Raw genomic sequence first — 18014 nt, 5'->3', positions numbered from 1 at the left:
CCTCTTAGTTAATCAGCGTATAAACGGCCGCCACTTTTTCGCGTATCAGCGCGAGGAAATCGGCGTTTTCGGCCAGTTCGCCAAACAGCGCTTTATCGCGGGCGTAAAGGGCCAGCGGATCGTTGGCTTCAAACATCTGATGCACCCCCTCGGCGTCGAGGATGCCGTCCTGGTACTCATACGGCAGGGTGCCCTTGTGCCACTGCTCCATAAAGACGAAGAACAGCGCGGGCAGCATAGCGGTGGCTTGCGGGCGAACGCCGCGCTGGTAGCACTCCTGCAGGGTTGGGGCGATCATCGCCGGAATTTTCGAGAAGCCATCGGCGGCGACGCGCTGGTTGGTGTCCTGGATATATGGGTTGGTAAAGCGTTTGAGCACCACGTCGCGATAGGCCGGCAGGTCAATGCCATTATCGCCGAGGCATGGGATCACATCTTCCGTAACGTAGCGGTCGGCAATGGCGTAGATGAAATCCGTTAGCGTGCTTTCATGAATGTACTGCTGGCCAATTAACGTTCCCGCCCACGCAATGCAGCTGTGCGAAGAGTTCAGAATGCGAATTTTCGCCTCTTCGTAAGGAATCACCGACGCCACCATCTCAACCCCGACCGCTTCCAGGTTCGGGCGTTCATCGCGGAAGTTGTTTTCCACCACCCACTGGATAAAGGTCTCGCCCATCACCGGCGCTTTATCGTCAATGCCGGTCTGCGCTTTGATGCGCGCGGGCAGGTCCGCCGCCGGGCGCGGGGTGATTCGGTCGACCATGGTGTTCGGACAGGTGGTGTTGGCGGCCATCCAGTCAATCACCGCCTGCTTGCCGGTTAGCTGCAGGAACTCAACCATACCGTCGTGGAAGCGTTCGCCGTTATGGCGCACGTTATCGCAGTTCAGCAGAGTCAGCGGCCCGGCGTTGTCCGCCATACGCTTTTCCAGAATCCGCGCGATAGTGCCGTAAATCGTTTTGCACTCCCCTGCCAGATCGGCCTGCAAATCAGGGTTGCTGGTTTCCAGCTTATGGCGGGTATTCAGGTAGTAGCCACCTTCCGTCACGGTGAAGGCGATGACTTTGGTCTGCGGGTTTGCCCCTTCGTTAATCAGCGGCTGCAGCCCGGCCTGCCACGGCAGCAGTTTCTGAATGGAGGTGATCTCTTCATATTCACGTTCCCCTTCCGGGCTGACGGTTTCCAGCACATAGCGCCCGCCCTGCGCCGCCAGCGCCTGAACCACCTGTTCGGCGTCGTTGCGGATATTCCCCGCCGCGATGTGCCAGCGTTTATCTCCGGAAGCGATCAGACGATGCAGATACCACGCCTGATGCGCGCGATGAAAAGAACCCAGACCAATGTGAAGCCATGTGAATTGATTGTTCATGTTCCGCTCTCCTTGAGTTGATGGCCTCACTGTAAATGATCAATTGACCAAAATAAGAGCCACGGATCACAAAAGAACAATTACCCAATAAAATTACAGATGACCAGAAAAGAGCAAAAGCTTGCCAGTTTTCCCGACCACGGCGAGAATGCGGGTATTCGCCGGGCGAAATTATCGCCGCGGCCCGACACTTAGGGCAGGAAAGCATGAGCAAAGAAGATGATATCCGGCTGGATCAAAAGGTCCGCGCCGCGTGGATGTACTACATCGCCGGGCAGAATCAGAGCGAGATCGCCAGCCAGCTTGGCACGTCGCGGCCAGTGGTACAGAGGCTGATCGCCGCCGCGAAAGAAGAAGGGATTGTGTCGATTAGCCTGCACCACCCGGTGGCGAACTGCCTCGACTATGCGCAGCTGCTGCAGGAGAAGTACCGGCTTATCGAGTGCAATATCGTCCCCGCCTTTAACGAAGAAAGCACCCTGGATAGCGTCTCCTTCGGCTGCTATCAGCTGATGGCCCGCTATCTGCAGGATGATAAAGAGAAAATCATCGGCCTGGGTTCCGGCCTGACCCTGAAAAAAGCGCTGCAGCGCATCGACTTCGACAGTCTGAACACCCGCTGCGTCGCCCTGATCAGCGCCATGGACGCCGACGGCCAATGTAACTATTACGATGACGTCCCGCTGCTGCTGACCAGCAAAATTAAGGCCAAGTACTATCAGTGGCCCGCGCCGCGCTACGCGCAGACCCAGGACGAGTACGACATGTGGTGTACCAGCCGGCTGTTTCGCAGCGTTTCCGCCGTCGCCCGCCGGGCGGACGTTATTTTTGTCGGCATTGGGCCATTAGGTACCCAAAGCCCCATCTTCAAAGATGGCTTTATCAATCAGGCGCAGATGGATGAGCTGACCGCACGCGGCGGCATCGGCGAGATCATGGGACGCTTTATCGATGCCGAAGGCGGCGTGGTGGAGAGCGAAATCAACAGAATGATCACCAGCTACGATATCCGCCAGAACCAGTGCCCGCGCATCGCGGTGGCGTGCGGCGAGTACAAACGCCCGGCGATTCTGGCGGCGCTTAAAGGCGGCTGGATCAACGGTCTGGTGACCGACGAGCATACCGCCCGCTGGCTGCTGACGCGCTAACGGCGGCAGCCGGATCAGCGGCTGCTCATCAACAGCGGCGGGATTTCAATCCGCTGCTGCCCGGCCTCGCCGGCGTCAATAATCGTGAACACCGCTTCCAGCATCGCCGGCACGTCCTGCTGCACCATGTCGATATCGTGCCCCAGCAGATAGACAAACGGGTCCCAGTCGAAGCAGCCCATCGGCGGCTGCTCGCTGCCGGTAAGTCCCGCCTGCGACAGCCAACGCACCACCCCTTCCAGCGATATTGTCGAGTTGACAAATAGCCCCGGCAATGGGGTCTTTGCGGTAGCAAACCGCTCCTGCAGGCAGGCCTCAACTTTGCCTTTTGAATAGCCGGGCGCCAGGATATTTTCCTGCGGCACGACCAGCCCCTGCTCCCGATGCGCATCGTGGAAGCCGCGTAAACGCTCGCGGGTGTTATGGTCGCTGCTGCGCCCGCCGATAAAGGTCAGCGGCGCCAGCGCTCCCCGGCGGCGAGCGCTGTTGGCGAGGATTTTGTGGGTCAGCGCCTTCGCGCCGCCGTAGTTATCCGATATCACCGACGGGGCGACAGAGCCCGGCAGGTCGAGATTGACCGTGGGCACGCCTGCCTGCTGGCACAGGGCGGTAATTTTGTCCGGATTGGTTGCCCCGGTGGCTACCACCCAGTCAACCTGCCAGGAGAGCATCGCTTTTACCGCTTCGATCTCCAGCTCCGGCCTCCGGCGCGTACAGGTGATAATCGGCAGCAGGCCGCGCTCGCGGGCCATCTCCTCAAAGCGCTCCGCCACCGAACCGAAATAGCGGTTATCGTATTTGGGGATAATCATACCGATGACGCGCGATTTTTTGCTGCGCAGCATGCTGGCCTGGCGGTTAATCGCATAGCCCTGCTCCTCGGCAATCCGCGTCACCTTTTCGGCAAGCTTCGCGCTGATGCGGCGCTTTTTCCAGTTGCCGTTGAGGATAGCGCTCACCGCGCTCGCCGAAACGCCGGACAGTTCCGCCAGGTCGTAAATCGTGATTTTCTTCATTTTCCCAACTTGCGTCACAAAATCATTTCGCTGTTAATTTCCCCACTTGCTCAATCGATGAAGCTAGCGCAACATGAGCTTCATCGATTGAGCTTCCATTTTACTTCCCGAAGTATTAACGCATTCAGCGTGAATACGCCAGCGAACATCAAAAAAATGACGCTCATATTCAATACCTTAACAAGTTTTCGTCTCCAGCGTCGAACGCGATGCCCTCGCGTTCGATAGTTCCAACCAGACTCTGTAAAGGATTATAAAATGAACCACTCTGTCTCCTCTATGAATACTTCCCTTAGCGGTAAAGTCGCCGCCATTACCGGCGCGGCGTCCGGTATCGGCCTCGAATGCGCCAGAACCCTGCTGGGCGCTGGCGCAAAAGTGGTGCTTATCGACCGTGAAGGCGAGAAGCTCAACAAACTTGTCGCCGAACTCGGCGAAAACGCCTTCGCCCTGCAGGTTGACCTGATGCAGGCGGATCAGGTCGATAATATTCTGCAGGGTATTTTGCAGCTTACCGGGCGTCTCGATATTTTCCACGCCAACGCCGGAGCTTACATCGGCGGGCCGGTGGCCGAGGGCGATCCGGACGTGTGGGACCGCGTGCTGCACCTCAACACCAACGCCGCCTTCCGCTGCGTGCGTAGCGTCCTGCCGCATCTTATCGCGCAAAAGTCCGGGGACATTATCTTCACCAGCTCTATCGCGGGGGTGGTGCCGGTGATCTGGGAGCCTATCTATACCGCGTCGAAATTTGCCGTCCAGGCGTTTGTTCATACTACTCGCCGCCAGGTTTCGCAGTACGGCGTGCGCGTCGGCGCCGTGCTGCCGGGCCCGGTGGTCACCGCCCTGCTGGACGACTGGCCGAAAGCCAAAATGGACGAAGCGCTGGCCAACGGCAGCCTGATGCAGCCGATTGAGGTGGCCGAGTCGGTGCTGTTTATGGTGACGCGCTCGAAAAACGTCACCGTGCGCGACATTGTGATCCTGCCGAACAGCGTGGATCTCTGACCGTTCAACCAGACTGTGTGAGAGGATGTTATGCAAATCGATACGCAACATATTATTGGCGTCGATGTCGGTTCGGGCAGCGTTCGCGCCGGGGTGTTCAATCTGCGGGGCGAGCTTCTCGCCCACGCGACCCGGGAAATTACCCTGTTTCGCAGCGCCGGAAGCGTGGTCGAACAGTCGAGCCGCGAGATCTGGCAGGCGGTGTGTTACTGCATTAAAACGGCGGTGGCCAGCGCCGGGGTCGCGCCGTCATCGATTGCCGGAATCGGCTTCGATGCCACCTGCTCGCTGGTGGTGATTGGCGATAACGACGCCCCGCTGGCGGTTGGGCCTTCGGAAGATGCGGAGCGCAACATTATCGTCTGGATGGATCACCGCGCCACCGGGCAGGCGGAAAAGATCAACGCCACGGGCCACGCGGTGCTGCAATACGTCGGCGGTAAAATCTCGCCGGAGATGGAAACGCCGAAAATTCTCTGGCTGAAGGAGAACCGCCCGCACATTTATCAGCAGGCGCGCCACTTCTTCGACCTCGCCGATTATCTCACCTGGCGCTCGACCGGCGATTTAGCCCGCTCGGTCTGTACCGTGACCTGTAAATGGACCTACCTGGCGCATGAACAACGCTGGGATGCCAGCTACTTCCGCCAGATTGGCCTCGAAGAGCTGGCGGATGAAGATTTTGTCCGCATCGGCCAGCGGATTGTCGATCCGGGAACCCCCTGCGGCGACGGCCTTTGCGCCACGGCGGCAGAGGAGATGGGCCTGCCGGTCGGTACTCCGGTGGCGGTCGGGATGATCGATGCCCACGCGGGCGGCATCGGCACCGTCGGCGTGCTTAACGGCGCGGTCAACAATATGGCCTACGTCTTCGGCACCTCCTCCTGCACCATGACCACCACGCAGGAAGCGGTGTTCGTGCCCGGCGTCTGGGGGCCATATTACTCGGCGATGGTGCCGGGGTTCTGGCTGAGCGAAGGCGGGCAGAGCGCGGCCGGAGCGGCCATCGACCAGCTGCTGAGCTTCCATCCCGCCGCCGCCGAGGCTAAGGCGCTGGCCAGGGCGCGCGGCGTCCCGCTGCCGGTTTATCTTGCCGATAGCGTGCTGGCGAAAGTGGAACGTCCTTCTGCCGCGGTCAAACTCGCCGCCGGGCTGCACGTGGTGCCTGAATTTTTAGGTAATCGGGCGCCGCTGGCCGACCCGCACGCGAAAGCGATTATCGCCGGGCTGGGGATGGAGCGGGATCTGGACAACCTGATGGCGCTCTACGTCGCCGGATTGTGCGGCATCGGCTACGGCCTGCGGCAGATTATTGACGCCCAGAAGGCGTGCGGCATCCACAGCGAGCATATCGTCATCAGCGGCGGAGCCGGGCAGCATCCGCTGGTGCGCCAGCTGCTGGCGGACGCCTGCGGAGTGAGCGTGGTGAGTACCGAATCCAGCGAACCGGTGCTGTTAGGTTCGGCGATTCTCGGCGCGGTGGCCGGCCAGATCGCCCCGTCCCTGCCGGAAGCGATGAAGCAGTTTACCCGGGTGGATAAAACCTACCGCTGCGTTGCCCAGTATAGCGCCGATCATCAGCGGCGCTATGAAGCGTATAAAACGCTACAGCACACGGCGCGGCTGATTCGCGAGTAAGCAAGATCCCGGGCTGCGGCGTAAACGCCCTACCCGGGCTACCAGACCGCACGAAACCGTAGCCCGGCCAGGCGTAGCGCCGCCACGCGAATGCTTAAGCGATGGTGACTTTGCCGTCCAGATAGACATCCTGCACGGCATTGATCAGCTTCACGCCGTCGGCCATCGATTTTTTAAACGCCTTACGGCCCAGAATCAGCCCCATGCCGCCCGCGCGCTTGTTGATAACCGCGGTGCGCACGGCGTCGGAGAGATCGGTTTCCCCGCCCGCGGCGCCGCCGGAGTTAATCAGCCCGGCGCGGCCCATATAGCAGTTCGCCAGCTGGTAACGCACCAGGTCGATCGGATTATCGCTGGTGAGCTTGCTGTAAACCCGGTCATCGGTATAGCCGAAGTTCACCGCTTTATAGCCGCCGTTATTTTCCGCCATTTTCTGCTTCACGATATCCGCGCCGATGGTCGCCGCCAGATGGTTAGCCTGGCCGGTTAAGTCAGCGGAAACGTGGTAGTCGACGCCATCTTTCTTAAACGCCGAATTACGCAGATAGGCCCACAGCACGGTCACCAGGCCCAGTTCGTGCGCGCGCTCAAACGCAGCGGAGATTTCTTCGATTTGCCGACGGGACTGTTCGGAACCGAAATAGATCGTCGCCCCGACCGCCACGGCCCCCATATTGAACGCCTGCTCAACGCTGGCGTACAGCGTCTGATCGTATTCGGTCGGGTAGCTCAGCGTTTCGTTATGGTTCAGCTTGACCAGGAAGGGGATACGGTGCGCATAGCGGCGCGACACCGAGGCCAGCACGCCATAGGTGGAGGCCACGCAGTTACAACCGGCCTCAATGGCCAGTTCGACGATATTTTTCGGATCAAAGTACAGCGGGTTGGCGGCAAAAGAGGCGCCAGCAGAATGCTCTACGCCCTGGTCGACCGGCAGGATCGACAGATAGCCGGTTCCCGCCAGGCGGCCAGTGTTATACAGGGTTTGCATATTACGCAGCACCGCCGGCGGACGGTTGTTATCAACCATCACCCGATCGACGTAATCCGCCCCCGGCAAATAGAGCTGGTCGGCTGGAATCGTCATACAGCGGTGCTGTAAAAGCGTGTCGGCATCTTTGCCAAGCAACTGCGTAATATCAGTCATAGCGATCTCCCGTAAGTGCCGGTCGAAACCGGCATGCGTTTTCCCAACCCAATTATTTTGGGCAGGTTAAGCCTGGTACCGACTCAGCAGATTTTCCAGCCGGGAGCCTATTTTTTCAGCATAGTCTGCTGACACGTTGTCTTGCCGTTTACCACCAGGCGTGGAAATGGTGTACCGGGCCGATCCCGTGCCCCACTTCCAGCGAATCCGCCTGCGCCAGCGCCGCCGAGAGCCAGCCCTTGGCTTCCGCCACGGTTCGCCCCCAATCCTCATAACGCGGACGCAGGGCCGCCAGCGCCGCCGACAGCGTACAGCCGGTACCGTGGGTGTTTTTGGTCTGGACTCTCGGCGCGGTAAAGCGCTGCTCCCCATCGCGGGTAAAGAGCCAGTCCGGGCTTTCCGCATCATCGAGATGGCCGCCTTTCATTAATACCGCTCCGCAGCCCATGCCCAGCAGCGCTCTGCCCTGCTCCAGCATCTCCTGTTCCGTTCTGGCATGCGGCGCATCCAGCAGCGCCGCCGCCTCCGGCAGGTTCGGGGTGATCAGCGAGACCTGCGGCAGCAGGCGCTGGCGCAGCGTCTCTACCGCCGACGTTGAGAGCAGCGGATCGCCGCTTTTCGCCAGCATGACGGTATCCAGCACCACATTTTTAATCTGATAACGCGCCAGCCGTTCCGCCACCGCCTCGACGATATCGGTTTCCGCCAGCATCCCGATTTTGGTGGTATCGATGCGCACATCGCTGAAAACGGAATCGAGCTGTGCGGCGACAAAATCAGGCTCTATCCGGTACACCGACTGGACGCCGCGGGTGTTTTGCGCCACCAGCGCGGTGATGACCGAGCAGCCGTAAGCGCCCAGCGCCGAGAAGGTTTTGAGATCCGCCTGGATCCCCGCGCCGCCGCTCGGGTCGGTGCCGGCGATGGTTAGCGCATTAATTCGTTTCACAGATCGCCTCCCGCATAGAGCGCATCGAGGAAGGCGGGAGTAAAGCTGCCGGGGCCGCCCTGCAGCGCCGCTTTCCCCCCCGCGAGCTTCATCAGACCGCAGGCCGCGGCCACGTTCTCCAGCCGATCGCCGGGCATCGCCGCAGCGGCGGCAACCACCGCCGATAGCGCGCAGCCGGTGCCGACTACCCGGGTCATCAGCGGATCGCCGCCGGTGACCGCGCGCGTACGCTGGCCGTCGGTCACATAATCGACCTCGCCGGTTACCGCTACAACGGTATTCAGCTGGCGGGCCAGCGCCTGGGCCGCGGGCAGCGCTGCGGCGGCGGTATCGGTCGTATCGACGCCGCGCCCGCCGCCGCTCATTCCGGCCAGGGCCATAATTTCCGACGCATTACCGCGAACGGCGGCAGGCTGCAGCGCCAGCAGCTCCCGGCAAAATTCTGTCCGTAAGGTCAGCGCGCCGACCGCCACCGGGTCCAGCGCCCACGGTTTACCCGCCTGCTGCGCGCTGTGCGCCGCCGCACGCATCGCCGCCGCGCGTTCAACCGTCAGCGTACCGACATTAATCAGCAGCGCATCGGCAATGGCGGCAAACTGGCTGGCTTCGTCCGGGTCGATAACCATCGCCGGGGATGCGCCAATCGCTAACAGGACGTTGGCGGTAAAGGTCTGCACCACGTCGTTGGTCATGCAGTGAACAAGAGGAGAATGGCGGTGAAAAAGGTGCCGCAGATGGGCAATATGCGCGGGGTTCAGCAGGTCAGACATCGTTTGCTCCCGCCAGGCGATGAAGAAGCGACGACCCTGCGGTCTCTGACTTCCCTACGCTGGCATTATCCAGATCAGGTGGTACGGGTTTTTCTCAGCCTTCACAAGGAAGGGCACCCCGAGTCATTGAGAGATAAAAACGTTCTCAGTGGGCAGGTTACGGTAAGTCGCGGGACAACGCAAGCCGGCCCGGCGTAGGTATACAAGCGCAAGGCAATTCAAAATTAACAATAAGCATTCAAATAATTAACAAAATAAACACTTTTGCAGATACGTGTTTATAGTTTAGGAGGCGTTACAGGATGTAACCCGACGTCATATCGAAATTAACGAGTGAATCAGCGTAAAACCATGAGGATTCCGATGAAATTAACACCGATTATGAAAAGTCTGGCTCTGGCAGGAATTATCTCGACTCTCCCTGTGACCAGCTGGGCCGAAACGTCGCCGAAAGAAGCCGCTGCGGCGACCAAACAGGCAAACGATGCGCTGTATAAACAGCTCCCCTTCTCCGACAACACCGACTTTACCAACGCGCATAAAGGTTTTATTGCCGCGCTTCCTACGGAAGTGATTAAAGGTGAACAGGGCAACGTTATCTGGAACCCGCAGCAGTACGACTTTATTAAAGAGGGGGAAAAGGCGCCGGATACGGTCAACCCCAGCCTCTGGCGTCAATCCCAGCTCATCAATATCAGCGGCCTGTTTGAAGTGACCGAAGGCGTGTACCAGATCCGCAACCTCGATCTCTCCAATATGACCATCATTGAAGGTAAAGAGGGCATCACGGTTGTGGATCCACTGGTATCAGCGGAGACCGCAAAGGTCGGAATGGATCTGTATTACAAAAATCGCGGCAATAAGCCGGTCGTTGCGGTGATCTACACCCACAGCCACGTTGACCATTACGGCGGCGTGCGCGGCGTGGTCGATGAAGCCGATGTCAAATCCGGCAAAGTCAAAATCTACGCGCCTTCCGGTTTTATGGAAGCAGCCGTTGCTGAAAATATTATGGCCGGTAACGTGATGAGCCGTCGCGCCAGCTATATGTACGGCAACCTGCTCAAACCGGATGCCACCGGCCAGGTTGGCGCAGGTCTCGGCACCACGACCTCTGCCGGCACCGTCACGCTGATTGCTCCCACCAATATCATCGAGAAAGATGGCCAGAAAGAGACCATCGACGGCCTGACCTACGATTTTATGCTGGCGCCGGGCTCGGAAGCACCGTCGGAAATGCTGTGGTATATCGAAGAGAAGAAGCTCATTGAATCCGCCGAAGATGTCACCCATACCCTGCATAACACCTACTCGCTGCGCGGGGCGAAAATTCGTGAACCGCTACCGTGGTCGAAATATATCAACACCGCCATTGTGCGCTGGGGCGACAAGGCTGAAATCATTATGGCCCAGCACCACTGGCCGACCTGGGGTAATGAGAACGTGGTTAACCTGCTGAAAAGCCAGCGCGACCTGTATCGGTACATTAATGACCAGACTCTGCGCATGGCCAACGAGGGCCTGACCCGCGATGAGATCGCCGCCAAATTCAAGCTGCCGGACAGCCTGGCCAATACCTGGGCCAACCGCGGCTACTACGGCTCCGTCAGCCATGACGTGAAGGCTACCTACGTCCTCTATCTCGGCTGGTTCGATGGCAACCCGGCTACGCTGGACGAGCTGCCGCCGGAAGAAGCGGCGAAGAAGTTCGTTGATTATATGGGCGGCGCCGACGCTATCCTCAAGAAAGCCAAAGAAGATTACAACCAGGGCAACTATCGCTGGGTAGCTCAGGTAGTCAGCAAAATTGTCTTCGCCGATCCCGGTAATCTGGAGGCGCGCAATCTGGAAGCCGATGCCCTGGAGCAGCTGGGCTATCAGGCGGAATCAGGACCGTGGCGTAATTTCTACCTGACCGGCGCGCAGGAGCTACGCAACGGCGTCGTGAAAGGCCCGACGCCGAATACCGCCAGCCCGGATACCGTGCGGGCCATGACCCCGGAAATGTTTTTCGACTATCTTGCGGTCCACATCAACGGCGAAAAAGCCGGAACCGCCAAAGCGGTATTCAATATCGACCTTGGTAACGATGGCGGTAAATATAAGCTAGAGCTGGAAAACGGCGTGCTCAACCACACCGCCGATGCCGAAGCCAAAGACGCCGACGCTACCATCGCGCTGGATCGCGCCACGCTGAACAAAATCATCCTGAAAGAGGAAACGCTAAAACAGGCGGAGGATAAGGGTGAAGTCAAAGTGACCGGCGACGGCGCGAAGCTGGACGAGATGCTGGGCTATATGGATAAATTTGAGTTCTGGTTCAATATCGTGACGCCGTAAATAAGCTCCCGCGGCGGCCAGCTGCGGGGTTCCCCTCCCGGAGTCGACGCGCGCCGGTCAGCGCAGCGAACTTAGTAATAATGCGAAACATTCCTCAATCAGCGGCGGCAAAGGCTGCGGCCCGCGCATCAGCGCCACGGTTCGCGTCAGCGCGGGCTGCTGAAGCTGCGCCACCTTTAACGCCGGATCCTGAAGGTGGATAGTATAAAGCTCAGGCAGAATCGCCACCGCCAGCCGGGAACGCACCAGGCCGTAAAGCGTTTCAATATAGTCAACCTGATAACGCGTATTCAGCGTGAGGCGATGGCTCTCCGCCAGCGCGCCGACCAGACGCTGAATATTGCCCTTTGAGAACACCGCGATATCGCGCCCCGCGAGCAGCTTCCACGGCAGATGCGGCTGCCCGGCCAGCGGATCGTCGCAGTGCAGCACCGCCACAAACGGATCGTCGCGCAGAGGATAAACCTGCAGCTCAGGCGGTAACGAACTGTCTATTGCGCCAACGGCAAAATCTATCTTTCCCGACTGCAGCTCGCAAAACAGGGCGTCGTTGGTCTGATCGTGAAACTCCACCCTCAGGCGCGGAAACGCCTGGGCCAGCGTTTGCGGCAGCAGCGGAAACAGCAGCGAGCTCACCGAGGGCACCAGCCCGATACGCACTGTACCGTCGCCGCCGGCCTCGACTATCTGCTGCATATCCTGAAACGCCAGCTGCGCCACGCTCAGCACCCGCCGGGCGTGGGGCAAAATCGCCGCCCCCAGCTCGGTTAAGGTCACCGCCGAGGCGGTACGGTTGACCAGCTTGCCGCCGAGCACCGTCTCGATTTGCCGCAGCGCGCTGCTTAGCGCCGGCTGGCTGATAGCCAGCCGGTTAGCGGTGTCGGTGAAGTGGCGTAGCTGGGCCAGGGTCACAAAGTACTGGATCTGCTTAAGGGAGAGCGCGGGCAGACGCTGCCAGGGTTCAGTCATCATGTTTTCATCAATGGTGAGCATGCAGAATAACCCGAGGTTATCGGGCGATAAATTTATTCATCTGGGCAAACGTTTGCTCTGCCCCTAGAGTATCCCCATTATCCTTGTGCCGGAGTTGTTATGTCCAGCAGTGCTGAAACCCGCCGCCGCGCCGTGCAGGCCGCACGCGGCGAATCCCCGTTCGATCTCTTATTAACCGACGCGCAGATTGTCGATATGGCCACCGGAGAGATCCGCGAGGCCGACGTCGGGATCGTCGGCGAAACCATCGCCAGCGTGCACCCGCGCGGCAGCCGCTCCGATGCCCACGAACGCCGCTCGCTGGCGGGATATTTCCTGTCGCCGGGGCTGATGGACACGCACGTCCACCTTGAAAGCTCCCACCTGCCGCCTGAACGCTATGCCGAAATCGTCCTGGCTCAGGGTACCACGGCGGTATTCTGGGACCCGCACGAGCTGGCCAACGTGCTGGGCGTCGAAGGCGTGCGCTACGCCGTCGCCGCCAGCCGCCATCTGCCGCTGCAGGTGATGGTCGCGGCGCCGTCCAGCGTGCCGTCGACGCCGGGACTGGAGATGTCCGGCGCCGATTTTGCCGGTGCGGAGATGGAAACCATGCTGGCCTGGCCGGAAGTTTGCGGCGTCGCCGAAGTGATGGATATGCACGGCGTGCTGCACGGCAGCGAGCGGATGCAGGAGATTATCCAGGCCGGTCTCAACAGCGGCAAGCTGATCGAAGGCCACGCCCGCGGTTTGCGCGGCGCGGATCTGCAGGCCTACCTTGCCGCCGGGGTCACCTCCGATCACGAGCTCACCTCGGCGGACGATGCGCTGGAAAAACTGCGCGCCGGGCTGACTATCGAAATTCGCGGCTCGCACCCTTACCTGCTGCCGGATATCGTTAACGCGCTGAAAACGCTGCCGCATCTCTCCTCGCAAATCACCGTCTGCACCGACGATGTGCCGCCGGATATGCTGCTGGAAAAAGGCGGCATTATCGCCCTGCTCAACCTGCTGATTGAGCACGGACTGCCGGCCACCGACGTCCTGCGCTTTGCCACCTTAAACGCGGCGATCCGTCTGCAGCGTAACGATCTGGGGCTGATTGCCGCCGGACGCCGCGCCGATCTGGTGGTTTTTGATTCATTAGAAAAGCTCGACGCGCGGGAGGTGTACGTCGCCGGGAAGCTGATTGCCCGCGAGGGCGCCCTGCTTGAGTCGATTCCGCCGGCGGCGGGTATTACCCCGCCGCGCGATACCCTGCAGATGCCGCCGCTCAGCCCTGACGATTTTATCCTCCGCGTCGGCGCGATTCGCCACGGCGTCGCCCGCCTGCGGCATATTCGCGGCGCGCGCTTTACCCAGTGGGGAGAGGTTGAGGTGCAGGTCCGCGATGGCCGGGTGCAAATCCCGGACGGGTTTAGCCTGATTTGGGTTAAGCACCGCCACGGTCGTCACCAGGCGACGCCGCAAATTGCGCTGCTGGAAGGCTGGGGCGAGCTGCGCGGCGCCATCGCCACCAGCTACTCCCACGATTCCCACAACCTGGTGGTGCTCGGCCGCGATGCCGACGAAATGGCGCTGGCGGCAAACCGCCTGATCGCCTCCGGCGGCGGTATGGCGCTGTCGCAGCAGGGAAAAATCCTTGCCCACGTGGCGATGCCTATTGCCGGAATGCTTTCCGACTTGCCCGCCCCGGAGCTGGCCAGACAGTTCCGCCAGCTTCGCGACCTGAGCGCGGAGGTCGCCGACTGGGAGCCGCCCTATCGCGTATTTAAGGCTATCGAAGGCACCTGCCTTGCCTGTAACGCCGGGCCGCATTTGACCGATTTAGGTTTGACCGACGGCAGCACCCGCCAGATCGTCGAGCCGCTGATAGACTGCCGGGAAATCCCGGAACACACAGAACACAACAATAATCATCAGGGAGCCTGAGCATGGCCGACAATACCCTTCATTCATCCACGCAAGGAAGCTGGCTGGAGCGCCGTTTTGCCTTGTATTCCCGCGGCAGCACGCTGCGCACCGAATGCCTCGCGGGCATCACCGGCTTTCTCGCCGCCGCCTACCTGCTGGTGGTTATCCCCGGCCTGCTGGCGGTTGGCGGGATGGATAAAGGCGCGGCAACCACCGGCACGATTCTGGTGTTCGTCGGCGGCACGCTGCTGATGGCGTTTTATGCCAACCTGCCGTTTATCGTCGGGCCGGGCATCGGCGGCTCGGTGCTGGTCGGCGTCACGCTGGCAGGCAGCGAAGGCATTGGCTGGCAGATTGGTCTTGGGATCGCCTGCTGGTCGGGGATTCTGTTTTTCCTGCTAACCAGGTTCGGCCTGCGTGAAGTGGTGACCCGTTCGGTGCCGCAGTCGATCAAGCTCGGCCTGACGGCCTCCATTGGGCTGTTTGTCGCGGTGCTGGGTTTCCGTAACGCCGGGCTGGTGCTGGCTAATGCCAAAACCAACGCCCTGATGCTCGGCGATTTTCTCTCACCGGGGGCGCTGGTGGCGCTCTGCGGGCTGTTTCTGGCCATTGCCCTGCAGGCGAGAAAAATCCCCGGCTCAATTCTGTGGGCGATTCTCTTTGCCACCCTGGTCGGCATTCCGATGGGCGTCACCAGACTCCCGGGCAGCTTTATCGATATGCCGCATTCGCTGACGCCGGTGCTGGGGCGAATCGATATGCTGGGCGCGCTGAATATCGCCTTCCTGCCGTTCCTGTTCGTCTTTTTCGCCTCAGAGTTCTTTTCCACGATGGGCACCACGCTGGCGGTAGGCGGCGAAGCGGGCCTGCTGGATGAAGAAGGCAATATGCCGCATATCAATCGCCCGTTTATGGTTGACTCGATCGCCGCGGCCGTTGGCCCCTGGCTGGGCATTCCGGCGGCGACCGCGCTGATTGAATCCTCAGCGGCAGCGGAAGCCGGCGGTAAAACCGGGTTAACCGCGCTGTCGGCGGCGGTGATGTTCCTCCTGATGCTGCTGTTTACCCCGGTGGCGCTGATGATTCCGAAAGAGGCGACCGCGCCTGCGCTGATCCTCATTGGCCTGAATATGTTCAGCGGCCTGCGCAAAGTGGACCTGGCAAACTTCACCGACGGCCTGCCGGTGCTGATGATGGTGATGATTACGCTGATTGCCAATAGCTTCGGGACCGGGATTGCCGGCGGGCTGCTGTTTTATGTGGTGATTAAAACGATTGCCGGCAAATGGCGGGAAATCCCCATCGGGCTGTGGATCCTTGCGATTCCGCTGGTCTACTACTTTGCCACGCTGGTGAAGCATTAAGCTTCGCACCGATCGTTCTCCCGGAGGCGGCGCTGGCGCACCTGTCCGGGCTACCAATCCGTAGCCCGGCTAAGCGCAGCGCGAGCCGGGAACAAGCCACGCCGATGCATAACCCCTACACCGTCCCGGAGGCGGCGCTGGCGCACCTGTCCGGGCTACCGGCCCGCAGATTGCTGTGAACCCGTAGCCCGGCTAAGCGCAGCGCGAGCCGGGAACAAGCCACGCCGATGCATAACCCGGCACCATTCCCGAGTCGGCGCTAGCGGCCCGCAGAGGGCGCGCGGGAATGAACCGCTTCGCACGCCTCTTTCACCGCCTCATACAGCAACCGTACCGCAGGCGAAAGCTGCTTGCGGTGTGGGCAAATCATATTCAGCGGCACCACGTCGCCCTGATACTCCGGCAACAGCACCTGGAGCCGCCCTTCACGGATATCATCCCCGACGTCGAGTTCAGATTTGAACGCGATCCCCTCCCCGGCAACCGCCAGGCGGCGAATCACCTCCGCATCATCGCTCACGATAGTGCCGGCAACCTGCACGTAATGGACCTTCCCGTCCAGGCTCAGCGGCCAGCGATCGAACGCCCTGCCGCGCAGCACGTAGGTCAGCGCATTGTGCCGGGCCAAATCTTCCAGCGTCTTCGGTTCGCCGTGTTCGGCTATCCAGCCGGGCGAGGCCACCAGCATCCGGCGGTTCTCCGGCGCGACGGGTAGGGAAATAAACGAGGCATCGTCGTTATCGCCGTAGCGAAACGCCACGTCTACCGGATCTTTAAATACGTCGGTCCGATGATCGGAAAACAGTATCCGCAGGCGCAGCGCGGGATGGCGCTGGCGAAAAGCGCGAAACACGCGCAGAAGCAAGTTGCGCCCCAGGTCGGACGGCACGGCAATTTGTAACGTACCGCGTACTTCGTCATCCGGCGTGCTGATTTTTTGCAGCCCCGCGTGCAGCGTATCAAGCATCTGCGTGGCATAGGGCAGCCAGGTTTCGCCTTCCGGCGTCAGGCGTAAACTCCGCGTAGAACGGGCAAAAAGACGAATATTCAGCGTCGTTTCCAGACGCTTGATCGCCGCGCTCACCTGCGCGGGCTGCAGCCCGGCCTCTCGCGCCGCATCGCTGAAGCTGCTTAACGCCGCAGCGCGGACAAACAATGCCAGATCTTCCAGCCGGAACATACACACTCCTCACCCCGGATTATTCTCAAAACAGGCGCGCGCCGATGAAAAACGGCGCTGCATCACCGTTTGCTTACACTTTTACCCAAACCAACGCTTGCCAATCCCTTGACGTATCAGGAATCATACGAGGCTGCGATTTTGTGTCCAGGATAATAATGGGGAAATTATGCGTAAAACAAAAATGATGCTTCTGGGCGTACTGTTGGCCTGCGCCAGCGGCGCGTGGGCGGCGACCGGCGAAGGTATACAGAAATATGAGCTGGATGGGGTCACCGCGGACTTCAAACAATTTCACATCGGCGATACCGTCCCGCCGCTGTACCTGACGCCAGAATACAACATCAAGCAGTGGCAGCAGCGCAATTTGCCTGCGCCGGATGCCGGGACCCGCTGGACCTACATGGGCGGAAGCTACGTGCTGATTACCGAAACCGAGGGGAAAATCCTCAAAATTTATGATGGCGAGATTTTCTACCATCGCTAAAAGCTGAACGCCAGCGCGCTCTCCCTGCCGCTGGCGTTTTTTGTGGCAAAATGCTATTCGTTAAAGCGGTTCTGTTTGTGCATAAATTCCTCGACGGCAATATATGAAGCAACCTGCTCATAGAGCATTAAAATACTTAATATCAGATCGCCGCCGCTACGCAGTAAATCATCCGGGGCCGTACGACTCTTGTCATCCGATAAAAAAACAATCTGTTCAAAAATATCACTGTACTCACCATAAGCGCCAATCGGAATCTCAGCTATCGGGAGATGCTCCTGGCAATAACGCAACGCGTCTGCTGCTTTCTCCGGCAGCGAGCGCGTATGCATAAAAATAACCAGTAGTTCTCGTAACTTAACGATTAGAGCAATATTATTCATCATGCACTCCGGAAATGTGTACGGCTATACTTTCCTTCCATCGTTTTTATATACGTATTACTGATAACATCCACGTTTCGCCAAATAAAAAGCCAAAATTAAATCTCATCACGGCGAATTAAAATCGTTACTTCTTTGCTATTAAAGCTCGCACAACCGCCAGAGGAAAACAATGTTAGCAATATGTTTTATTGATTAATCTCAATATCGCTAAATGTGAATAAAAATAAATAATATTTAACAGCGATATTATTCGCGCGGTGATTATCTCCTCGGTAGAAAACCGGGGACGGAAAAAATAAAAAACCGCACGGCGAAAAGCGCCG

At 59.5% G+C, this 18014-nt stretch carries 15 protein-coding genes and 1 riboswitch; of the genes, 7 read left to right on the top strand and 8 right to left on the bottom strand.

Annotated features, from left to right (window positions below):
* Window positions 1-4: 4 nt before the first annotated feature.
* Window positions 5-1372, bottom strand: a complete 1368-nt coding sequence (gene dalD, locus JLG71_RS08770) for a D-arabinitol 4-dehydrogenase (RefSeq protein ID WP_064357847.1) — start codon at window positions 1370-1372, stop codon at window positions 5-7.
* Window positions 1373-1578: 206 nt separating this feature from the next.
* On the opposite strand from dalD, the gene JLG71_RS08765 reads away from it, so the two are divergent.
* Window positions 1579-2520, top strand: coding sequence for a sugar-binding transcriptional regulator (locus JLG71_RS08765; protein WP_014839020.1), 942 nt, complete (start codon window positions 1579-1581; stop codon window positions 2518-2520).
* A 14-nt stretch (window positions 2521-2534) separates the two neighbouring features.
* Here JLG71_RS08765 and JLG71_RS08760 read toward each other — a convergent pair whose 3' ends face one another.
* Window positions 2535-3536, bottom strand: a complete 1002-nt coding sequence (locus JLG71_RS08760) for a LacI family DNA-binding transcriptional regulator (protein WP_025107794.1) — start codon at window positions 3534-3536, stop codon at window positions 2535-2537.
* 258 nt (window positions 3537-3794) lie between these two features.
* Here JLG71_RS08760 and JLG71_RS08755 point away from each other — a divergent pair, with 258 nt between their 5' ends.
* Entirely contained in the window at window positions 3795-4544 is a 750-nt protein-coding gene (locus JLG71_RS08755) for an SDR family oxidoreductase (protein WP_004852583.1), read from the top strand.
* A gap of 30 nt (window positions 4545-4574) precedes the next feature.
* Window positions 4575-6182, top strand: coding sequence for an FGGY-family carbohydrate kinase (locus JLG71_RS08750; protein ID WP_046877539.1), 1608 nt, complete (start codon window positions 4575-4577; stop codon window positions 6180-6182).
* A gap of 94 nt (window positions 6183-6276) precedes the next feature.
* Here JLG71_RS08750 and fbaB read toward each other — a convergent pair whose 3' ends face one another.
* The 3 genes from fbaB to thiM form a co-directional block, all read right to left on the bottom strand.
* Window positions 6277-7329 carry a class I fructose-bisphosphate aldolase gene (gene fbaB / locus JLG71_RS08745; protein WP_004103793.1) on the bottom strand — a complete coding sequence of 351 codons (1053 nt, stop codon included), beginning with the start codon at window positions 7327-7329 and terminating at the stop codon, window positions 6277-6279.
* 148 nt (window positions 7330-7477) lie between these two features.
* Window positions 7478-8278 (bottom strand): bifunctional hydroxymethylpyrimidine kinase/phosphomethylpyrimidine kinase, encoded by an 801-nt coding sequence (gene thiD / locus JLG71_RS08740; RefSeq protein ID WP_200914117.1) that lies wholly within the window; start codon window positions 8276-8278, stop codon window positions 7478-7480.
* Window positions 8275-9048, bottom strand: coding sequence for a hydroxyethylthiazole kinase (gene thiM / locus JLG71_RS08735; protein WP_048260769.1), 774 nt, complete (start codon window positions 9046-9048; stop codon window positions 8275-8277). Before thiM ends, thiD begins: the two co-directional genes overlap by 4 nt.
* Window positions 9049-9082: 34 nt before the next feature.
* A riboswitch (TPP riboswitch) is annotated at window positions 9083-9179 on the bottom strand.
* 232 nt (window positions 9180-9411) lie between these two features.
* Between thiM and JLG71_RS08730 the strand changes: the two genes are divergently transcribed.
* Complete coding sequence (locus JLG71_RS08730) at window positions 9412-11388, top strand: alkyl/aryl-sulfatase (protein ID WP_200914115.1); 1977 nt, start codon at window positions 9412-9414, stop codon at window positions 11386-11388.
* A gap of 57 nt (window positions 11389-11445) precedes the next feature.
* Here JLG71_RS08730 and JLG71_RS08725 read toward each other — a convergent pair whose 3' ends face one another.
* Window positions 11446-12360: a LysR family transcriptional regulator gene (locus JLG71_RS08725; RefSeq protein ID WP_162557348.1), complete on the bottom strand. Its 915-nt coding sequence runs from the start codon at window positions 12358-12360 to the stop codon at window positions 11446-11448.
* Window positions 12361-12480: 120 nt separating this feature from the next.
* Here JLG71_RS08725 and JLG71_RS08720 point away from each other — a divergent pair, with 120 nt between their 5' ends.
* The gene (locus tag JLG71_RS08720) at window positions 12481-14292 is read left to right on the top strand and encodes an adenine deaminase (protein ID WP_032693704.1); all 1812 of its coding nucleotides are present in this window, start codon (window positions 12481-12483) and stop codon (window positions 14290-14292) included.
* A gap of 2 nt (window positions 14293-14294) precedes the next feature.
* Window positions 14295-15638: an NCS2 family permease gene (locus JLG71_RS08715; protein WP_200914109.1), complete on the top strand. Its 1344-nt coding sequence runs from the start codon at window positions 14295-14297 to the stop codon at window positions 15636-15638.
* A 259-nt stretch (window positions 15639-15897) separates the two neighbouring features.
* Here the strand turns inward: JLG71_RS08715 and JLG71_RS08710 are convergent, their stop codons facing one another.
* Window positions 15898-16818 (bottom strand): LysR family transcriptional regulator, encoded by a 921-nt coding sequence (locus JLG71_RS08710; RefSeq protein WP_014230127.1) that lies wholly within the window; start codon window positions 16816-16818, stop codon window positions 15898-15900.
* 169 nt (window positions 16819-16987) lie between these two features.
* Here JLG71_RS08710 and JLG71_RS08705 point away from each other — a divergent pair, with 169 nt between their 5' ends.
* Window positions 16988-17305, top strand: coding sequence for an RcnB family protein (locus tag JLG71_RS08705; RefSeq protein WP_004852605.1), 318 nt, complete (start codon window positions 16988-16990; stop codon window positions 17303-17305).
* A gap of 53 nt (window positions 17306-17358) precedes the next feature.
* Here JLG71_RS08705 and JLG71_RS08700 read toward each other — a convergent pair whose 3' ends face one another.
* The gene (locus JLG71_RS08700; RefSeq protein ID WP_025107803.1) at window positions 17359-17688 is read right to left on the bottom strand and encodes a hypothetical protein; all 330 of its coding nucleotides are present in this window, start codon (window positions 17686-17688) and stop codon (window positions 17359-17361) included.
* Between the last annotated feature and the right edge of the window lie 326 nt (window positions 17689-18014).

The sequence above is a fragment of the Klebsiella michiganensis genome, assembly GCF_015139575.1.
Lineage (GTDB): Bacteria > Pseudomonadota > Gammaproteobacteria > Enterobacterales > Enterobacteriaceae > Klebsiella > Klebsiella michiganensis.
The sequence above is the reverse complement of the archived record's forward strand: the minus strand, read 5'-3'. Positions and strand labels throughout refer to the sequence as shown.

What these genes read in the sequence shown, in the direction of transcription:
- dalD (WP_064357847.1), bottom strand. Translation starts at nt 1,372, where the DNA reads ATGAACAATCAATTCACATGGCTTCACATTGGTCTGGGTTCTTTTCAT.
- JLG71_RS08765 (WP_014839020.1), top strand. Translation starts at nt 1,579, where the DNA reads ATGAGCAAAGAAGATGATATCCGGCTGGATCAAAAGGTCCGCGCCGCG.
- JLG71_RS08760 (WP_025107794.1), bottom strand. Translation starts at nt 3,536, where the DNA reads ATGAAGAAAATCACGATTTACGACCTGGCGGAACTGTCCGGCGTTTCG.
- JLG71_RS08755 (WP_004852583.1), top strand. Translation starts at nt 3,795, where the DNA reads ATGAACCACTCTGTCTCCTCTATGAATACTTCCCTTAGCGGTAAAGTC.
- JLG71_RS08750 (WP_046877539.1), top strand. Translation starts at nt 4,575, where the DNA reads ATGCAAATCGATACGCAACATATTATTGGCGTCGATGTCGGTTCGGGC.
- fbaB (WP_004103793.1), bottom strand. Translation starts at nt 7,329, where the DNA reads ATGACTGATATTACGCAGTTGCTTGGCAAAGATGCCGACACGCTTTTA.
- thiM (WP_048260769.1), bottom strand. Translation starts at nt 9,048, where the DNA reads ATGTCTGACCTGCTGAACCCCGCGCATATTGCCCATCTGCGGCACCTT.
- JLG71_RS08730 (WP_200914115.1), top strand. Translation starts at nt 9,412, where the DNA reads ATGAAATTAACACCGATTATGAAAAGTCTGGCTCTGGCAGGAATTATC.
- JLG71_RS08725 (WP_162557348.1), bottom strand. Translation starts at nt 12,360, where the DNA reads ATGATGACTGAACCCTGGCAGCGTCTGCCCGCGCTCTCCCTTAAGCAG.
- JLG71_RS08720 (WP_032693704.1), top strand. Translation starts at nt 12,481, where the DNA reads ATGTCCAGCAGTGCTGAAACCCGCCGCCGCGCCGTGCAGGCCGCACGC.
- JLG71_RS08715 (WP_200914109.1), top strand. Translation starts at nt 14,295, where the DNA reads ATGGCCGACAATACCCTTCATTCATCCACGCAAGGAAGCTGGCTGGAG.
- JLG71_RS08710 (WP_014230127.1), bottom strand. Translation starts at nt 16,818, where the DNA reads ATGTTCCGGCTGGAAGATCTGGCATTGTTTGTCCGCGCTGCGGCGTTA.
- JLG71_RS08705 (WP_004852605.1), top strand. Translation starts at nt 16,988, where the DNA reads ATGCGTAAAACAAAAATGATGCTTCTGGGCGTACTGTTGGCCTGCGCC.
- JLG71_RS08700 (WP_025107803.1), bottom strand. Translation starts at nt 17,688, where the DNA reads ATGAATAATATTGCTCTAATCGTTAAGTTACGAGAACTACTGGTTATT.